Origin of the sequence: Bartonella sp. AC130YNZD, assembly GCF_042196865.1 — a bacterium.
In the GTDB taxonomy this organism is placed as follows: domain Bacteria; phylum Pseudomonadota; class Alphaproteobacteria; order Rhizobiales; family Rhizobiaceae; genus Bartonella.
The window spans coordinates 84,963-101,426 of sequence record NZ_JBHIQZ010000006.1 but is presented as its reverse complement, the minus strand read 5'-3'; the positions used below and the strand labels follow the sequence as shown (position 1 = coordinate 101,426).

General features: G+C 38.0%; 15 protein-coding genes. 4 read left to right on the top strand and 11 right to left on the bottom strand.

What is annotated here, in order from left to right:
• Nucleotides 1–2: 2 nt before the first annotated feature.
• Complete coding sequence (gene topA, locus ACFINU_RS04045) at nt 3–2,576, bottom strand: type I DNA topoisomerase (RefSeq protein WP_375618113.1); 2,574 nt, start codon at nt 2,574–2,576, stop codon at nt 3–5.
• Nucleotides 2,577–2,840: 264 nt separating this feature from the next.
• On the opposite strand from topA, the gene ACFINU_RS04040 reads away from it, so the two are divergent.
• Nucleotides 2,841–3,047: a hypothetical protein gene (locus tag ACFINU_RS04040; protein WP_375618114.1), complete on the top strand. Its 207-nt coding sequence runs from the start codon at nt 2,841–2,843 to the stop codon at nt 3,045–3,047.
• On the opposite strand, the gene dprA is transcribed toward ACFINU_RS04040, so the two are convergent.
• Genes dprA through ACFINU_RS04020 form a run of 4 tightly spaced genes read right to left on the bottom strand, consistent with a single transcriptional unit; the run spans nt 2,977 to nt 7,073 of the window.
• Nucleotides 2,977–4,209: a DNA-processing protein DprA gene (gene dprA / locus ACFINU_RS04035; protein WP_375618115.1), complete on the bottom strand. Its 1,233-nt coding sequence runs from the start codon at nt 4,207–4,209 to the stop codon at nt 2,977–2,979. The two genes, ACFINU_RS04040 and dprA, sit on opposite strands and share 71 nt — an antisense overlap.
• Nucleotides 4,166–4,798: a glycerol-3-phosphate 1-O-acyltransferase PlsY gene (plsY, locus tag ACFINU_RS04030; protein ID WP_375618116.1), complete on the bottom strand. Its 633-nt coding sequence runs from the start codon at nt 4,796–4,798 to the stop codon at nt 4,166–4,168. Before plsY ends, dprA begins: the two co-directional genes overlap by 44 nt.
• Before the next feature lie 11 nt (nt 4,799–4,809).
• The gene (locus ACFINU_RS04025) at nt 4,810–6,111 is read right to left on the bottom strand and encodes a dihydroorotase (RefSeq protein WP_375618117.1); all 1,302 of its coding nucleotides are present in this window, start codon (nt 6,109–6,111) and stop codon (nt 4,810–4,812) included.
• Nucleotides 6,108–7,073 carry an aspartate carbamoyltransferase catalytic subunit gene (locus ACFINU_RS04020; RefSeq protein ID WP_375618118.1) on the bottom strand — a complete coding sequence of 322 codons (966 nt, stop codon included), beginning with the start codon at nt 7,071–7,073 and terminating at the stop codon, nt 6,108–6,110. The genes ACFINU_RS04025 and ACFINU_RS04020 overlap by 4 nt, the downstream gene beginning before the upstream one ends.
• Nucleotides 7,074–7,198: 125 nt before the next feature.
• Here ACFINU_RS04020 and ACFINU_RS04015 point away from each other — a divergent pair, with 125 nt between their 5' ends.
• A complete protein-coding gene (locus ACFINU_RS04015; protein WP_375618119.1) occupies nt 7,199–8,818 on the top strand; it encodes an acyl-CoA dehydrogenase family protein in 1,620 nt (539 codons plus the stop codon).
• On the opposite strand, the gene ruvX is transcribed toward ACFINU_RS04015, so the two are convergent.
• The gene (gene ruvX, locus ACFINU_RS04010) at nt 8,803–9,282 is read right to left on the bottom strand and encodes a Holliday junction resolvase RuvX (RefSeq protein WP_375618120.1); all 480 of its coding nucleotides are present in this window, start codon (nt 9,280–9,282) and stop codon (nt 8,803–8,805) included. The genes ACFINU_RS04015 and ruvX overlap by 16 nt on opposite strands.
• Before the next feature lie 147 nt (nt 9,283–9,429).
• Here ruvX and gatC point away from each other — a divergent pair, with 147 nt between their 5' ends.
• Together gatC and gatA are read left to right on the top strand one after the other, a co-directional pair.
• Entirely contained in the window at nt 9,430–9,717 is a 288-nt protein-coding gene (gene gatC / locus ACFINU_RS04005) for an Asp-tRNA(Asn)/Glu-tRNA(Gln) amidotransferase subunit GatC (protein WP_375618121.1), read from the top strand.
• 31 nt (nt 9,718–9,748) lie between these two features.
• Nucleotides 9,749–11,233, top strand: a complete 1,485-nt coding sequence (gene gatA, locus ACFINU_RS04000; RefSeq protein ID WP_375618122.1) for an Asp-tRNA(Asn)/Glu-tRNA(Gln) amidotransferase subunit GatA — start codon at nt 9,749–9,751, stop codon at nt 11,231–11,233.
• 94 nt (nt 11,234–11,327) lie between these two features.
• Here gatA and ACFINU_RS03995 read toward each other — a convergent pair whose 3' ends face one another.
• From ACFINU_RS03995 to ACFINU_RS03975, 5 genes are all read right to left on the bottom strand, one after another.
• A complete protein-coding gene (locus tag ACFINU_RS03995) occupies nt 11,328–12,038 on the bottom strand; it encodes an ABC transporter ATP-binding protein (protein ID WP_273791026.1) in 711 nt (236 codons plus the stop codon).
• Complete coding sequence (locus ACFINU_RS03990) at nt 12,025–12,807, bottom strand: ABC transporter ATP-binding protein (RefSeq protein WP_375618123.1); 783 nt, start codon at nt 12,805–12,807, stop codon at nt 12,025–12,027. Before ACFINU_RS03990 ends, ACFINU_RS03995 begins: the two co-directional genes overlap by 14 nt.
• On the bottom strand, nt 12,804–13,862 hold the full coding sequence (locus tag ACFINU_RS03985) for a branched-chain amino acid ABC transporter permease (RefSeq protein ID WP_375618124.1): 1,059 nt from the start codon (nt 13,860–13,862) through the stop codon (nt 12,804–12,806). Before ACFINU_RS03985 ends, ACFINU_RS03990 begins: the two co-directional genes overlap by 4 nt.
• Complete coding sequence (locus tag ACFINU_RS03980; protein WP_375618125.1) at nt 13,862–14,938, bottom strand: branched-chain amino acid ABC transporter permease; 1,077 nt, start codon at nt 14,936–14,938, stop codon at nt 13,862–13,864. Before ACFINU_RS03980 ends, ACFINU_RS03985 begins: the two co-directional genes overlap by 1 nt.
• Before the next feature lie 114 nt (nt 14,939–15,052).
• Nucleotides 15,053–16,186: an ABC transporter substrate-binding protein gene (locus ACFINU_RS03975; RefSeq protein ID WP_375618126.1), complete on the bottom strand. Its 1,134-nt coding sequence runs from the start codon at nt 16,184–16,186 to the stop codon at nt 15,053–15,055.
• Nucleotides 16,187–16,464 lie beyond the last annotated feature (278 nt).

The following is a 16,464-nucleotide window of genomic DNA, read 5'->3' as shown; positions in this document are numbered from 1 at the left end:
ATTTATGTCTCTTTTATTTTTGCTTTTGTTTTAGAAGAAGCTCTTTTTGAAGTTGTTTTTTTACTCGATGCTTTAGCCGATATAAGTTCTAGTGCCTCTGGAAGAGTTACACTAATGGGATCTTTATCTTTTGGCAATGTTGCATTAATTTTACCCCAATTGACATAAGGACCATAACGCCCGTTGCGCACAGTAATGGTTCCTCCTTCGGGATGCTCTCCTAATGTTGCCAATGCTTCAGGTGTTGTTCTGCTTTGCCTGGTTTTGTTTTCTTGTTGTTCTGCTAATACTGTAACAGCGCGATTGATACCAATATCAAAAACTTCATCTGCATGAAGAAGGCGCGCAGATTTTCCGTTATGGCTAAGATAGGGACCATATCGTCCAATCGTAGCCGTGATTGTTTTTCCAGTTTCAGGATGAATGCCAATTTCACGGGGAAGGGATAGTAAAGCCAAGGCTTTATCAAGGGTTACATTTTCTGCCTGCCATTCTTTTGGTAATCCTGCACGCTTAACTTCTTTGCTTTCACCAAGTTGAATATAGGGACCAAACCGGCCATTACGAAGAGAGATCTCTTTTCCTGTTTCAGGTTCAATACCAAGTATAACAGGTTCATCATTGCGTACAGCTTCATTCTCTTCTCCAGTATCTGTACCAAGTTGGCGTGTGTATTTACATTCGGGATAATTGGAACAGCCAACAAAAGCACCATAACGCCCAAGTTTTAATGATAATTGACCATTTTTACAAAGAGGACAGGAACGTACATCACTTCCATCTTCGCGTTCAGGAAAGGCGAGAGGTGCTAATGTTACATTTAAAGCATCAAGAACATTAGTTATACGGAGTTCTTGGATATTGATAATAGATGCATTAAATCCATCCCAAAAATCTCGCAATACGTCTTTCCAAGAAAGTTTGCCATCAGAGATAAGATCCAGCTTTTCTTCAAGATCTGCTGTGAAACCATATTCTACATAGCGATTAAAAAAATTTTCAAGAAAGGCTGTAACAATACGTCCCTTGGCATCGGGAATAAGCTTTCGTTTATCAATGACAATATATCCACGGTCACACAATGTCGCCAATGTGGATGCATAAGTTGAAGGACGACCAATTCCTAACTCCTCAAGCTTTTTAATTAATGAAGCTTCAGAATAACGAGCAGGGGGCTCTGTGGTATGTTGTACAGATTCAACTTTTTCTTTTGTAAGTGCTTCACCAGTGTTTATTTGTGGTAAACGTGTTGTTTCATTTTCTTCATTATTTTCTTCGTCTCGTTGATCCGTGTAGACGGAAATAAAGCCATCAAAGCGAGTAACAGATCCTGTTGCCCGTAGATTTGCACAGTTTTCTCCTGTCTGTGCTTCAATTTCAACAGTTGTACGTTCAATTTCAGCAGAGCGCATTTGGCTGGCAATAGCACGCTTCCATATCAGCTCATAGAGCTTTGCTTGATCGCTATCGAGAAAATTACGGACTTGACTAGGATTGCGTTGAAAATCTGTTGGACGGATCGCTTCGTGTGCTTCCTGTGCATTTTTTGCCTTTGTTGAATAAAAACGTGGCTTTTCAGGAATATAGTCTTTTCCGAAAGTTTCATGAATAACTTTTCTTGCTGAATCAATAGCCTCAGGTGCTATCTGCACACCATCGGTACGCATATAAGTAATAAGCCCTGCCGTTTCACCATTAATTTCAATGCCTTCATAAAGTTTTTGGGCAATTTGCATAGTGCGAGAAGCTGAAAATCCTAATTTTGAAGAAGCTGCTTGTTGTAGTGTGGAGGTTGTAAATGGAGGAAAAGGATTTCTCTTTGTAGGTTTTGCTTCAACACTGAGTGTATGGTATTGGGCTTGCTCCAACATAAAGCGAATTTGGTCTGCTTGTTCTTGAGATTGAATATCAAGCTTGCCTATTTTTCTTTGATTAAACATTGTCAATCTTGCTTGGAAACTATCATTTCGGATGGTTTTTAACTGTGTTGTAATGGACCAATAATCTTCTTTGATAAAATGTTCTATTTCTGATTCACGATCACAAATAATACGCAAAGCAACCGATTGAACGCGTCCTGCTGAACGCGCACCAGGGAGTTTACGCCATAAAACAGGTGAAAGTGTAAAACCAACGAGATAATCAAGAGCGCGACGTGCAAGATAAGCATCTACAAGTGATGTATCAATATCACGTGGATTGTTCATAGCATCAAGCACAGACTTTTTGGTGATGGCATTGAAGACAACTCTTTTAATAGGTTTATCTTTTAAAACTTTTTTTTGACGGAGAACATCCAGAATATGCCATGAAATAGCTTCCCCTTCACGATCAGGGTCTGTTGCTAATATAAGACTATCGGCTTCTTTAACGGCTTTTGCTATTTCATTTAAACGTTTAGCGGCACCAGAATCTATATCCCATTTCATAGAAAAATCTTGATCCGGTAAAACAGAACCATCTTTTGCAGGCAAATCACGAACATGTCCAAATGATGCGACAACTTTGTATTGAGACCCAAGATATTTATTAATTGTTTTTGCTTTTGCTGGAGATTCAACGATAACGATATTCATAATTTTACCCAAATATTGAAATAAAAATTTTTTTATAAACGCCTTTTACGCGAATAGCTAATGCCAATTGCTTAAGAGCACATAAAAAAATATTAGCCATATAAAAAACATGAATATTGTACAACTTATGATTGTCATTATTAGAGTACACCCTATATAGAATTACACAATTTATTTTCCACTGTTATTACAAAAACATACGGCGAAATACTAAGATAACGTCTATTGAGAGGTAGGAGGGGAAATGCTCAAGGATAGAGGATTATGTTTATAAATCATTTAAAAGTTATCCAATATATTACAGACATGTCAAAGCAAATGAATCAAATGGCGCGTCAGGCGCACAGTCCGCTTTTAGCATTGCTTTTGGATATGGTTGCCAAAGAAGGGCAAAGCATTATTAATAGTGCTGAGGCTCTTGGGGAAGATCAAGATTCGACAATGACACACAACCACCAGAGTGCCGAATAAGCTTTCCAGCAAGGTCGAGTTCTACCAACAAGAGGTAGAGAGCTGGGAGTGAAACACCTGAGTGGATACTGAGTGTGTCTAAATCGATTGGCGTTGTTGAAAGAGCGGAGAGAACTGCTGCACGTGCTGCATCATCATCTGCTAAAGAGAGATCACTGTTTTTTTCATCTGCTAAATTAAAATTCTCCTTTTCAAGTTGTAAAGAGGATGGTTCCTCAAAAAAATTGAGTTGCGAATTTGGAAGCGGTGAAATTAATGGCGTAAGTGTTTCTATAATGTCAGAAGGATGTGTGGTGAGTAGAGCACCATCTTTGATAAGATTGTTTGTACCAACAGATCTTGGATCAAGTGGAGAACCGGGAATGGCAAAAATCAACCGTCCCATTTCAGCTGCTTGACGTGCGGTAATTAAGGACCCTGAGCGCAGGGCTGCCTCTACAACCAAGAGACCAAGTGATAGAGCTGCAATAATACGGTTTCTTCTTGGAAAATCGATAGCACGCGGCTTCCAAGAAATGGGCATTTCGCTGATGATGGCTCCACCGTTGGCAATAATATCTTCATGCAACTTTTTATTTTCAGGAGGATAGATATGATCAATTCCTCCCGCCATGACTGCAACAGTTCCTGTTTTTAAACTTGCTTGATGCGCAACGCTATCAATTCCACGAGCGAGCCCAGAAATTGTTACAAAGTCTGCTTCTCCGAGAAAACGCGCAAATTGAGCCGTAAGCTTTTTTCCCGCAGCTGAAGCATTTCGAGAACCTATAATTCCAATAGAAGTTTTTTGAAAAATTGAAACATTACCTTTGATAGCAATAAGCGGCGGAGGGGCTTCTGTAACCTTAAGAAAAGCTGGATAATCTGGTTCTCCCATACCGATAAACCGGACACCTAATCTTTCAGCTTCTTGCATTTCTTTTTCTGCATCTTTTAAGCTTGCTATTTTAATAGATGCAGAACCACCACCTTTTCTACTAAGCTCTGGCAGTGCTGCCAGAGCATTTTCTGCTGTTTTATAATGATCAATGAGATTGCAAAAACTAACAGCTCCAATATTTTCACTGCGCAATAACCGTAACCAGCTTAGACGTTGACGATCAGTAAGCAGGATTCCTTTATTTATCTCCGTGTTGCGTACCAATCTTACTTTCTTCCCCAATTAATAATCTACCGATATTTGCAGAATGTTTTATAAACACAAATACGCTCATCACAATCAGCATACAATAGAAATAAGAAGCGGAAAAATAAAAAACAAATATCGGTGTGATCGTAACAGCAATAAGCGCAGATAATGAGGAATAACGCATGAGGAGAAAAATCGTTATCCATACAATAATAAAAATAATTGCTGCAGGCCAATAGATTCCTAAGCAGACTCCTAGATAGGTAGCAACACCTTTGCCACCTTTAAATTTAAGCCATACGGGGAAAAGATGTCCTAAGAAAACAAAAAATCCTGCTAGAGAAACAAGGATACTATTGTTTAGCGGATCACTAAAAAACTTTATAACGAAAACAACGATAGTTCCTTTCAACATATCACAAAGAAGTGTTAGAGCAGCAAGCTTTTTATTTCCTGTTCGTAAAACATTTGTTGCTCCAATATTGCCGGAACCGATTGTTCTTATATCACCAATTTTGAACAATTTCGTTAAAAGAAGACCAAATGGAATCGAGCCAATGAGATAAGATATGAGGAAAATAAACCATGGAGTGGATTGAAAAAATATTTCTGCTTCATTCATTAAGAATCTCATTAAATTTGTTGATCAAGTTTAAAAACGTTTTTCCCTTTCACAAAGGTCTGGAGCACGCGTCCTTGAAAACGCGCATTCTCAAAAGGGGTATTTTTTGAACGTGAATAGAGCTTCTCTTTCGAAACAACCCATGGTTCTTCAAGATTAACCACAATAAGGTCTGCATGAGCCCCTTTTTTGAGTGTTCCTGCATTGAGTCCAAAGAGCTTTGCAGGCGCCGTTGACAAAAGTTCCGTTATCCGTAGAAGAGATAGGCTCTCATTATGATAAAGGCGTAAGGCTGCGCTCAATAAGGTCTCCATACCAATAGCGCCAACTGCCGCGTCATTAAATGGTAAATGTTTTGTGTCGATACTCTGAGGATCATGAGAAGAGACAATAACATCTATAATCCCATCCTTTATTGCTTCAATCATTGCTACACGGTCTTCTTCTGTACGCAATGGGGGCATTAAGCGAAAAGAAGTGCGATATTCACCAATGTCATTTTCATTGAAAGATAAATGATTAATAGATACACCCGCTGAAATTTTCTCACTGCGTTTTTTACCTAAACGAAGTGCATCAGCAGAGAGTGCTGTCGATATTTGAGCGGCATGATAGCGTGTTTGCGTTAATGCTGCTAAACGTAGATCTCTTTCAAGTGGGATAACTTCTGCTTCGCGAGGGATGCCAGAAAGACCAAGCCAACTGGCAAGCAGTCCTTCATTCATCACACCTTGCCCTGTAAGATCTTTATCTTGCGTTTCATGCATCAATGGAACATCAAAATCGCGTGCATAAGTCATTGCACGCCGCATAACAGATGAATTTTGAAGTGTTGTTTTTCCTTCACTAAAGGCAACGGCTCCTGCATCTTTGAGCAAACCAAATTCGGTTATTTCTTGTCCGTTGAAACCTTGTGTGATTGAAGCAACGGGATAAATATTGACCAATGACATTTCCTGTGCTGTATGCGTAATAAATTTAACGAGTGCTACATTATCGATAACTGGATGCGTGTTTGGCATCATAAGAAAGGAAGTAATACCACCTGCTGCGGCCGCGTAACTTGCTGATGTAATTGTTTCACAATGTTCGTTCTCTAATTCTTCAACAAAAACGCGCGCATCAACAAGTCCAGGGAGAATTGCTTTGTTTTGTGCGTTAATAACTTCTGCTTCTTCAGGAAACCCCTGATTCAGAGCTTCTTTTCCAGCGGCTATAATTCGTCCATTTTCAACAATAACTGTACCAATTTCATCGATTGCGCGCGAAGGATCAATAATACGAGCATTTTGAAAAACAACTGGTTTTATCATTTTTTTTCTCCACTGATCTTTGCTCGTGAATCTAATAGAGCCTCCATGACAGCCATACGCACTGCAATTCCCATTTCTACTTGTGTATGAATCATACTTTGTGGTCCATCTGCTATGTCGGATGCAATCTCTACACCACGGTTTAATGGGCCAGGGTGCAGAATAATAGAATCATTTTTGGCATAGGCTAAATTTTCTTTATGTAAGCCAAAATAATGGAAATATTCACGCGTAGAGGGAATAAAAGAGCCTGTCATTCGTTCATGCTGTAAGCGCAACATCATGATAACGTCAGCATTTTTAAGACCGTCTTTCATCGTGTTAAAAACCTCAACACTCATATGAGCAATTTCTGCGGGTAAGAGTGTTGAAGGAGCAACAGCACGAACACGAGCACCCAAAGCATTGAGACACAAGATATTAGAACGGGCAACACGTGAGTGTAAGATATCTCCGCAAATCGCAACAGTTAATCCTTCAATACGACCTTTTGCCTTTTTAATGGTTAGAGCATCTAATAAAGCTTGGGTTGGATGTTCGTGGGCACCATCACCTGCATTAATAACACAACAATCAACTTTTTGCGCTAATAAAGCTGCCGCTCCTGCACTGTTATGGCGAAAAACCAGTATATCTGGCTTCATCGCATTGAGAGTTGTAGCTGTATCAAGTAATGTTTCTCCCTTTTTTACAGATGAGTTGCCGATCGCAAGATTCATCACGTGTGCACCTAGCCTTTTACCCGCTAATTCAAAAGAAGATTGTGTTCGCGTAGAGGCTTCAAAAAAGAGATTAATTTGAGTCCGTCCATGCAAAGTAGATTTTATTTTATCAATTTTGTTAGAAAGGATAACATTTGCTTCTGCACGATCAAGCAATGTATTAAGATCTTGTACACTCAGATCTTTAATAGCTAAAAGATGTTGATGAGGGAAAAGTGGAAAAAAATTATCTTGCATCATAGCATTCTTCTTTATCTCTCTCTAAACAGGTTAAACAAGCATTTGTTTGAATATGATAAATGTTTTTTAACTCTAAAAAGACAAATAGTCTATGATATGAATGATTTGAATGTAGGAATATACCTATGAGTGCTGTATCTGCGCAAAATACTCGTCGAAAAAATACATTTCTTAGCGATACGCTTATGTTTCGTATTGCTTCTACTTTGCCTAAGTTTTTGTTAACAAGTTTTGAAGAAATAGGGGATTTTGCCGCGAGTCGAGAAGCATGGAAACTTTCTTGCTTAGCGAATCATTATAAGCCTTTACTATGCTATAATGATGAATGGGGGCAACCAACAGAAAGATTAGAGATCCATTCTTCCTATCAAGCTCTTCAACAATATTCTAGACAAGCAGGTTTGGTTACCTCGCTTTGGGAAAATACGAGCTCAGAAAATGGAGTACGCTATCAAGCGCGTGCGATTCGTTTAGCTTTATCTGCTGGTTTAGAAACAGGACACTTGAATGAAGTTATCATAACGAGTGCAGCTATTGCTGTTTTAATTAGTGATATTGAGCTCTTCAAAAAATGGCAAAATGTACTTTTATCACGCCAATATGATTCCTCATCAAAGCCTATTCATCATAAAAAGGCGGCTTCTCTAACTTGTGCATTTGACGATATTGAAAAATACGCTTTCAATTTTCCAAGTGTTAAGAAAATTTCTTTCGATGAAAGTATGGAACGTGATCTATATCGTTTAAATGTTGTAAAAACCAACGTTATTAATCCTACCGCTGACGGATATCTTGTTAGTGCAGATTTAGATGGTCATTTAAGTTGTTTTTTTATTCCACGCATACAAGAAAATGGCGCATTAAATGGATCTATATCGATTCGTCATTTAATTCAGCGTTCTGGAGAACTTCTAACACCAGAGGGGGTTGTCGACTTCCAAGGCAGTTATGGCTGGCTTTTGGGAAATGCTGGAGAAGGGCTTAAAGTTATTAAAGATATCGAGACGATGATGCGTTTCGATCAATCTGTCATATCGGCAGGTGTTTTACGAGCGGCTCTTCAATTTGGTATGGATTTTTTCCGGAAAAAAATGCCCAATCAGCCTTTACCACCACTGACAGAACGTATTTTTGCAGATATTGCATTAGATATAGCTGCCTCACAAGCATTGGTTTTGCGTTTAGCAAGAGCATTTGACAATGCAGCAAATGACCGTTCTGAAGCAGCTTTTGCCCGCATTATGACACCTATTATTGCTTATCATGTAAGTCAATTGGTTGTACCTATTATTGGTGAAATTATTGCACAACTTGGTATTGAAAGTTTTATAGAGAATAATCCATTATCACAAATGTTGCATAATGGGCCTGCGCGAATTGTGAGAAATAGTTCTGCTAATCAATTGGTAAAGGATGCCATTCTTATTGCTGAAAAAGCACCGGGATTGTTTCAGAAATTGTTGGAAAAAATTGCTCTTGATATTGGAGCAGCGGGACCCCGAGCAATTGAAATTATTAAGTCAGCAGGTGATATGGCATTAGCAAATGAAGGTGCAGGAAGATTTTTTGTTGAACAGGTGGCCTATGCAGCAGCAGCAGCAGCATTACGTTCTACAGACATAGAACATGTTGCGAATGCCTATATGGAAAGCCGCCTTGGGGGACAATGGAGATCTTCTTACGGGATGCTCATTGCACGATATAATGCAGGGCATTTGCTCAATGTCCTCTATCCTTCCATATGATGAAAGTTTTGAATTCTATTGAGAGCACCTTGCAATATAAAAGCGGCGGCTGCCGAATCAATACGGCTTGCTCGTTTAGCGCGCGATACATTCATTTCTAAAAGAGACCGTTCCGCAGCAATTGTTGATAAACGTTCGTCCCAAAAAACAAATGGAATTTTTGTATAAGCTTTCATATTGCTCACAAAAGCTCTGGTTGCTTGAACACGAGAGCCACTGCTTCCATTCATGTTAAGAGGTAAGCCAATGATAATAACGCCTACATTTTCACGGTCAAAAATTTTAATAAGTGTGTAAGCATCTTCTGTAAATTTTTTTCGCTGTAGTACAGGACGCGGATTTGAGACAATCAGCCCCCTATCAGAAATCGCAATTCCGATAGTTTTTGTCCCTAAATCTAAGCCTGCTATTGTTTGTCTAGGCAAAAGATGTGTTATAACTTCATCTATATTAATAACAGTCATAAAAGTATAATACGTTTTTTAATGTTTCAGATCTATAGTTATATTCTTTATTCATGTTATCTAATATTCTTGCACTTACAAGTGCAGCCTTGTATAGCCAGAATAAAGATCAATAAATAAACAAAAAAGCAGAAAGGCGTAAAGAGTATGTCTGTTGATCAAGAGACAGTCAAGCGGATAGCACATTTAGCAAGGATTGCCCTCCACGATGATGAGATAGAACCTGTGACAAAAAAATTCAATGCTATTTTAGGTTTTGTAGAGCAATTGAATGAAGTTGATGTCAGTGGAGTTGAGCCATTAACATCTGTGATGCCGATGACACTACGAATGCGTGAAGATAGTGTTACAGATGGCGATAAAGCAGCAGATATTGTAGCCAATGCCCCTGTTACAGAAGAAAAATTTTTTCTTGTCTCAAAAATTGTTGAGTAACTTTTTATATTTTTGAAATTTGAGAACCAATATGACTGATTTAACAACTCTCACAATTGCGCAAGCTCGTGATGCTCTAACAAAGAAAAATCTCAAAGCAATAGAATTAACGGAAGCTTATTTACAAGCAATAGAGTTGGCAAATCCAACTTTAAATGCTTATGTAACAATAACAGCAGAACAGGCAATGAAAATGGCTGCTGAATCAGACAGTCGCTTAGCGAAAGGGCAGGAAGGGCTTTTGGAAGGAATTCCCTTAGGGATTAAAGATCTTTTTGCAACCTATGGTATTCATACTCAAGCCTGTTCAAATATCCTTGATGGTTTTAAACCGCACTATGAATCAACTGTCACGGCTAATTTATGGCAAGATGGTGCTGTGATGTTAGGAAAACTTAATATGGATGAGTTTGCTATGGGCTCATCCAACGAAACATCATATTATGGTCCCGTTATTAGTCCATGGAGAAAAAAAGGCTCAAATGAAAAACTCGTACCCGGTGGTTCTTCGGGGGGATCCGCAGCCGCTGTTGCTGCACAAATTTGTGCTGGTGCAACTGCAACCGATACAGGTGGCTCAATACGTCAACCCGCAGCTTTTACTGGAACTGTAGGAATAAAGCCAACTTATGGACGTTGTTCGCGATGGGGCGTTGTCGCGTTTGCTTCATCTCTTGATCAAGCTGGACCTGTTGCTAGAGATGTTCGTGATTGTGCTATCTTACTCAGATCAATGGCCTCTTTTGATGAAAAAGATTCTACTTCCGTCAATTTACCAGTTCCTGATTATGAAAGTTATCTTGGTCAATCAATCAAAGGAATGAAAATCGGTATTCCAAAAGAATATCATGTGGATGGAATGTCTCCAGAAATTATTGAGCTTTGGCAAAAAGGAATAAATTGGTTAAAAGAAGCAGGTGCTGAGATTAAAGATATTTCTTTACCCCATACAAAATATGCTCTACCTTCTTATTACATTATAGCTCCTGCAGAAGCCTCTTCTAATTTAGCGCGTTATGATGGTGTGCGTTTTGGTTTGCGTATGCCTGGAAAAGACATCATTGAGATGTATGAAAATACGCGTTCTGTTGGTTTTGGTGATGAAGTCAAACGGCGCATTCTGGTTGGAACTTATGTTCTTTCATCAGGTTATTATGATGCCTGTTATTTAAGAGCTCAAAAAGTAAGAACACTCGTAAAACGTGATTTTGACCAATGTTTTGCTTCAGGCATTGATGCTATTTTGACACCAACAACACCAACACCTGCTTTTGGTATTGCTGATGAAAAAATAAAAAATGATGCTGTAGCAATGTATCTTAATGATATTTTTACGGTACCAGTTAATATGGCTGGTTTACCAGGAATTTCTGTTCCTGCTGGTCTGTCATCAAATGGTTTACCTCTAGGATTGCAATTGATTGGTAAACCTTTTTCTGAAGAAGTCATTTTTCAGATAGCGCACATTATTGAACAAGAAGCAGGAATATTCAGTGCAGAAAAATGGTGGATGTAATAGTCAAAATTCACAAAGGAGCATTTCTCATCCTTAATGAGAAATGCTTTTTTAAATGGTGGAGGGATGAGCTCTATTTCCTTAATTCGTAGTCTTACCCACCAAGATAGGCTTCTTTAACACGCGAATCAGATAGCATAGTTTTTCCTTCACCGTGAAATAAAATATGTCCTACCTCTAAAATATAAGCATAGTCAGCTATGGAAAGTGCAGCAAATGCATTTTGTTCAATAAGAAGAACAGTTTTTCCCATATCATTAATTTTTCGAATAATCGAAAAAATTTCTCGAACGAGAAGTGGTGCTAACCCCAAGGAGGGTTCATCTAATATGACCATATCAGGATTGCTCATGAGTGCACGGCCCACAGCAACCATCTGTTGTTCACCCCCTGACATTGTTCCTCCCAACTGTTTTGCTCTTTCACGTAGGCGCGGAAAAAGGTCAAATATCCATTCAATATCACGGGAAATTCCCTGCTTATCGTGACGAATATAAGCGCCTAGATGAAGATTCTCTAAAACAGTAAGATGGGGCATGATACGTCGTCCTTCAGGGCTTAGAGCAATCCCTAATCGCAAAATCTCTTCTGGTGATTTTTTAATAATAGATTTGCCATTATAGGTAATTTCTCCATAAACAGAGCGATTAAGCCCTGTAATAGAACGTACAATACTGCTTTTTCCTGCACCATTGGCTCCAATTAAAGTGACAATACTGCCCCGCTTTATGGACATAGAAAGATTTTGGACAGCTTTAATGGCGCCATAATGAACGTAAAGATTTTTTATTTTAAGAATATCCATAAACATCTCCGCCAAGATAAGCTTCAATAACTTTAGGGTTATTACGAATTTCATCTGGTGTACCACTGGCAATGCAACAACCATATTCCATAACCAAAATATGTTGGCAAAGCCCCATAACCACTTTCATATCGTGCTCAATAAGAAGAATTGTAAGATCAAAGTCTTTTTGCACTTTTGCTATGAATTTTCTAAGATCTTCACTTTCTTGTGGATTCATGCCAGCAACAGGTTCATCAAGAAGAAGCAATTTGGGCTTTGTGGCTAACGCACGTGCAATTTCTAGACGTCGTTGCACACCATAAGGTAAAGCTGTTGCCGATTGATTGGCAAGGTGATCAAGTTGTAGCTGTTCAAGGAGCTCCAAGGAATTTTTATAAATTTCCTTCTTTTCTTTTATTGCTTTTGAAAAAAATAGAGCTGAAGAAAACCAAGGATATTTTTGTCGAACATGCGCTCCTACCATAACATTCTGCAAAACCGTTAACCCTGAGAAAAGACGAATATTTTGAAATGTTCTGGCAATATGGCTTCTACAGATAATATAAGGAGAGGCTCCAGAAATTTTTTTCTCATCAAAAAGAATGATGCCGCTTGTAGGAGCATAAAATCCAGAAATCATATTGAAAACTGTTGTTTTTCCAGCACCATTGGGACCAATTAATCCAGTAATACTTCCTCGTTTAATTGCCATATTAACATTATTTACAGCAACTAATCCGCCAAAACGCATTACAATATTATTGAGTGAAAGGATATTGTCGTTCATAGCTTTCCCTCAGTATTAGAAAGCTTTTTGCGTATCAAAAAGCTATAAATTCCATTCCATGAAAATTCTCGTTGTCCCATTAACCCTTTTCTCCAAAACAAGATAATTACCAGCAATAAAAGAGAAAAAACAACCATACGAAGCCCTGGGGTTTCTGGAATATGTATAAAACCTAAGTCAAATGGACTTTCAATAATACGAAGCCATTCAAGCATAACTGTAATAATAATGCTGCCAATAATGCTCCCTGTAATTGAACCGAGACCACCAGCAACAACAATCATTAAAATATTAAAAGTCAGAAGAAAATTAAACATTTTTGGATCAATGGTTGAAATAAGAGCCGCCATTAATGCGCCACCTATACCTGCAAAAAACGCTCCAACAGTAAAGGAAAAACTACGGTAGAAAAAAGCATTAATTCCCATAGTTTTTGCAGCTATTTCATCATCACGAATGGCACGTAATACGTTACCAGTATTACTTTGCAGTAAGAGAACAATAAAGAGAACTGTAAATGCTAGCCAACCATAGTTCCACCATAATGTTGCATTTTGAGGTATTCCTTTGATTCCCAAAGAGCCATTTGTGAGCGATGTTGCGTTCGTAATGACAATGCGAATAATTTCCGCAAAACCTAATGTTGCAATTCCAAGATAATCGCCACCAAGACGCAATATTGGTAAAGCAATTAATAAACCTACAACAGCAGCACACAAACCACTTATAACAACAGCGATAAAAAAAGGTAACTGCAAATGATATAATGGTTCAGCAATAGGCTCAAGAATCCACATCATTTCTTTTTGTTCAGGGGAAAGAAGTAAAATTGCGCAAACATAAGCACCAATAGCCATAAATCCAGCATGTCCAAGAGAAAACATACCTGTGAAACCGTAAATCAAATTAAGCGAAATTGCCAATATCGCATTAATAGCAATCAGATTGATGATACGAAGCGTATAGTCATTAAAATGGCTATCAGCATAAAATAAAAAAACTATGAGAACTAAAACACTTATACACGATAAAACAGTTGTCGCTGACTTTGCCATTAGATTTTCTCCTGATTTCTTTTACCCATTAATCCTGTGGGCAATATCAATAGAATCAGAATCAATAAAATGAAAGCGAAGGCATCTCGATATCCAGATAGCGCAGGGAAAAATGCGATAATCATAATTTCAATAAACCCTAATAATAATCCTCCCAACATTGCTCCTGGTATCGAACCAATACCTCCGATAACAGCAGCAATAAATGCTTTGAGACCAGGAAGAACACCCATATAAGGCTGAATTTGAGGATAACGTAAAGACCACATAATGCCTGCTATGGCGGCAAGAGCTGAGCCTATTCCAAATGTAAACGCAATAACTTTATTGACAGACACACCCATCAAACGTGTTGTTTCAATATCATGGGAGATTGCGCGCATAGCAAGACCCGGTTTTGTTTTATGGATAATCCATAACAGTAATAAAATAAGAATTAATGACACAACGGGAACGATCAGAGACATGGGAGCAATTCTGATGATACCATCTGCTCCTGATCCTAGATGCCATAAAAATGGTGTTACAAGAAAATCTGGCTGTTGTACACCTTTCGGAACACCACTAAAGAGTACAGTAGCAAGATTTTCAATAAAAAAAGAAACACCAATTGCACCGATAAGTGCCGAAATACGCGGAGCATGGCGTAGAGGTTTATAAGCAAATTGATCAACAGCAACACCCACAGCACTTGTAATAAAAATGGAAAAACAAAGAGCTAAAACCCAAATCGGTGTAAAGTCTTGTGGGGAAATTTTAAAATAATAAACAAATCCTAGCACAAGAATTAAAAAAGCAGCAATCCAATAAATTGGAGGACGCCTTTTAAAGCCTATAAAGACCGAATAATAAACAAGAGCAGCAAGAAACAAAAGAAGAAAAGCTGCCCAAGCAGGCATAAAGCCAATTGTGGAAAAGAAAACAAAATATGCTCCCAGCATAAAGATATCACCGTGAGCAAAATTAATGAGTCTCAGTATACCGTAGACCATGGTGTAACCAATAGCAATAAGCCCATAAAGAGATCCCAATGCCAGTGCATTAAAAAAGTACTGGATGAACATTTCAGTGCTCATCTCTCATCCTTCCACATTTGTTAATTTACATAGGACAATAAGAAATTTCTAAACTTTTGGTTGAGAAAAAAATCCTCAACCAATTCTTGCATTTTAATAAGTAAAACTTTTTAATTAAAAAGCAGGTTTAACTTCTTCTAAATAAACACGTTTTCCATCCTGTATTTTAATGATACCAATAGGAATTTTAGGGTTATGATTTTCATCCATTGACATATCCCCAAAGGGGGTAGGAAAATCTTTTAATTTGCTAAGTGCGATAGTAATTTTTTCACGATCAGTGCTACCAGCATTTTCAATAGCCTTCATGAACATCATATAACTCGTGTATCCCAAAACAGAATTGATATTTGGCTCTTTGTCCGGGTAAGATTTTTTCCATTCTTTTGTGAATTCTTGCGCAGCTACTGACATATTTGGCATATCCTCACTATAGGGAAGTGTCGTATGTAAGAAACCTTCTGCAGCTTTTCCTGCAATCGTAATGGTTTCTGGATTATCCATAGCATCTCCACCCATAATTTGAAACTTCGCCCCTAATTCTCGTGCTTGTTTCATGATGATAGCACCTTCAGAAAAGTAAGATGGAATGAATAAGATATCAGGTTTCTGGGCGATAATTTGCGTGAGAACAGCTGAAAAGTCCTGATCTCCAGAATTATAATTTAAATTTGAGATAACTTCACCACCTAATTTTTTGAAAGCACGCGTAAAATAACTTGCAAGACCAATAGCATAATCGCTTGAAATATCTTTAAGGATAGCAGCCTTTTTTGCGTGTAAAGTTTGGCTTACATAAGTTGCGATTCCTACTCCTTGATAGGAATCAATAAAGCAAGCACGAAAGTAATATTTTTTACCCTGTGTAACAAGGGGACTTGTTGAGGACGTTGCAATGGTTGGAGTCTTTGCCTTTTCAGATATTTCACCACCTGCTAACGAGAGTGAAGAACCATAGCTACCAATGATTCCACTCACTTTTTCACTTGCTGTTAAACGCATAACAGCATTAGCCGCTTCTACTTTATCAGATTTGTTATCAATAATAACAAGTTCCACTTTACGTCCTAAAATTTCTGGAACTTTTTTATGGGCTAATTCTATACCTCTAATTTCAAGCTGACCTCCAAATGCATTTTGACCACTTAATGGAAGATAAACACCAATCTTAATAGGTTCACTCGCATAAACATTTGTTGTAAATGCTATAAATGCTGCGATTATCGTAAGGATTTTCTTCAATTGCATTGCGCATTTTCCTTAATTGAATTGTCGTTTTTTCACCTTATATTGAACTTCTTCATCATGCAAGTTACACATTAATCAAAATATCATTATGTAAAAAAACTTTTATATGACCTCTTTTGTAGGGCACCCCTTGTAAGGTATGTAAAGTGTACAATCAAATAGTTTTATAAATATTCATGTTGATATTCTCTGACACTAACATAGAAGATACGACAATGTGGGGAAATCTTATCTTGGGGCTTGCGTGTTGATACAAGAGCAATGTTTACTTAAACTTA

Excerpts from the sequence above, each read along its gene's own strand:
- gatA (WP_375618122.1), top strand. The coding sequence starts at position 9,749 with ATGACTGATTTAACAACTCTCACAATTGCGCAAGCTCGTGATGCTCTA.
- ACFINU_RS03985 (WP_375618124.1), bottom strand. The coding sequence starts at position 13,862 with ATGGCAAAGTCAGCGACAACTGTTTTATCGTGTATAAGTGTTTTAGTT.
- ACFINU_RS04015 (WP_375618119.1), top strand. The coding sequence starts at position 7,199 with ATGAGTGCTGTATCTGCGCAAAATACTCGTCGAAAAAATACATTTCTT.
- plsY (WP_375618116.1), bottom strand. The coding sequence starts at position 4,798 with ATGAATGAAGCAGAAATATTTTTTCAATCCACTCCATGGTTTATTTTC.
- ACFINU_RS04040 (WP_375618114.1), top strand. The coding sequence starts at position 2,841 with ATGTTTATAAATCATTTAAAAGTTATCCAATATATTACAGACATGTCA.
- ruvX (WP_375618120.1), bottom strand. The coding sequence starts at position 9,282 with ATGACTGTTATTAATATAGATGAAGTTATAACACATCTTTTGCCTAGA.
- ACFINU_RS04025 (WP_375618117.1), bottom strand. The coding sequence starts at position 6,111 with ATGATAAAACCAGTTGTTTTTCAAAATGCTCGTATTATTGATCCTTCG.
- ACFINU_RS03995 (WP_273791026.1), bottom strand. The coding sequence starts at position 12,038 with ATGGATATTCTTAAAATAAAAAATCTTTACGTTCATTATGGCGCCATT.
- ACFINU_RS03980 (WP_375618125.1), bottom strand. The coding sequence starts at position 14,938 with ATGAGCACTGAAATGTTCATCCAGTACTTTTTTAATGCACTGGCATTG.
- ACFINU_RS04020 (WP_375618118.1), bottom strand. The coding sequence starts at position 7,073 with ATGATGCAAGATAATTTTTTTCCACTTTTCCCTCATCAACATCTTTTA.
- ACFINU_RS03975 (WP_375618126.1), bottom strand. The coding sequence starts at position 16,186 with ATGCAATTGAAGAAAATCCTTACGATAATCGCAGCATTTATAGCATTT.
- topA (WP_375618113.1), bottom strand. The coding sequence starts at position 2,576 with ATGAATATCGTTATCGTTGAATCTCCAGCAAAAGCAAAAACAATTAAT.
- ACFINU_RS03990 (WP_375618123.1), bottom strand. The coding sequence starts at position 12,807 with ATGAACGACAATATCCTTTCACTCAATAATATTGTAATGCGTTTTGGC.
- gatC (WP_375618121.1), top strand. The coding sequence starts at position 9,430 with ATGTCTGTTGATCAAGAGACAGTCAAGCGGATAGCACATTTAGCAAGG.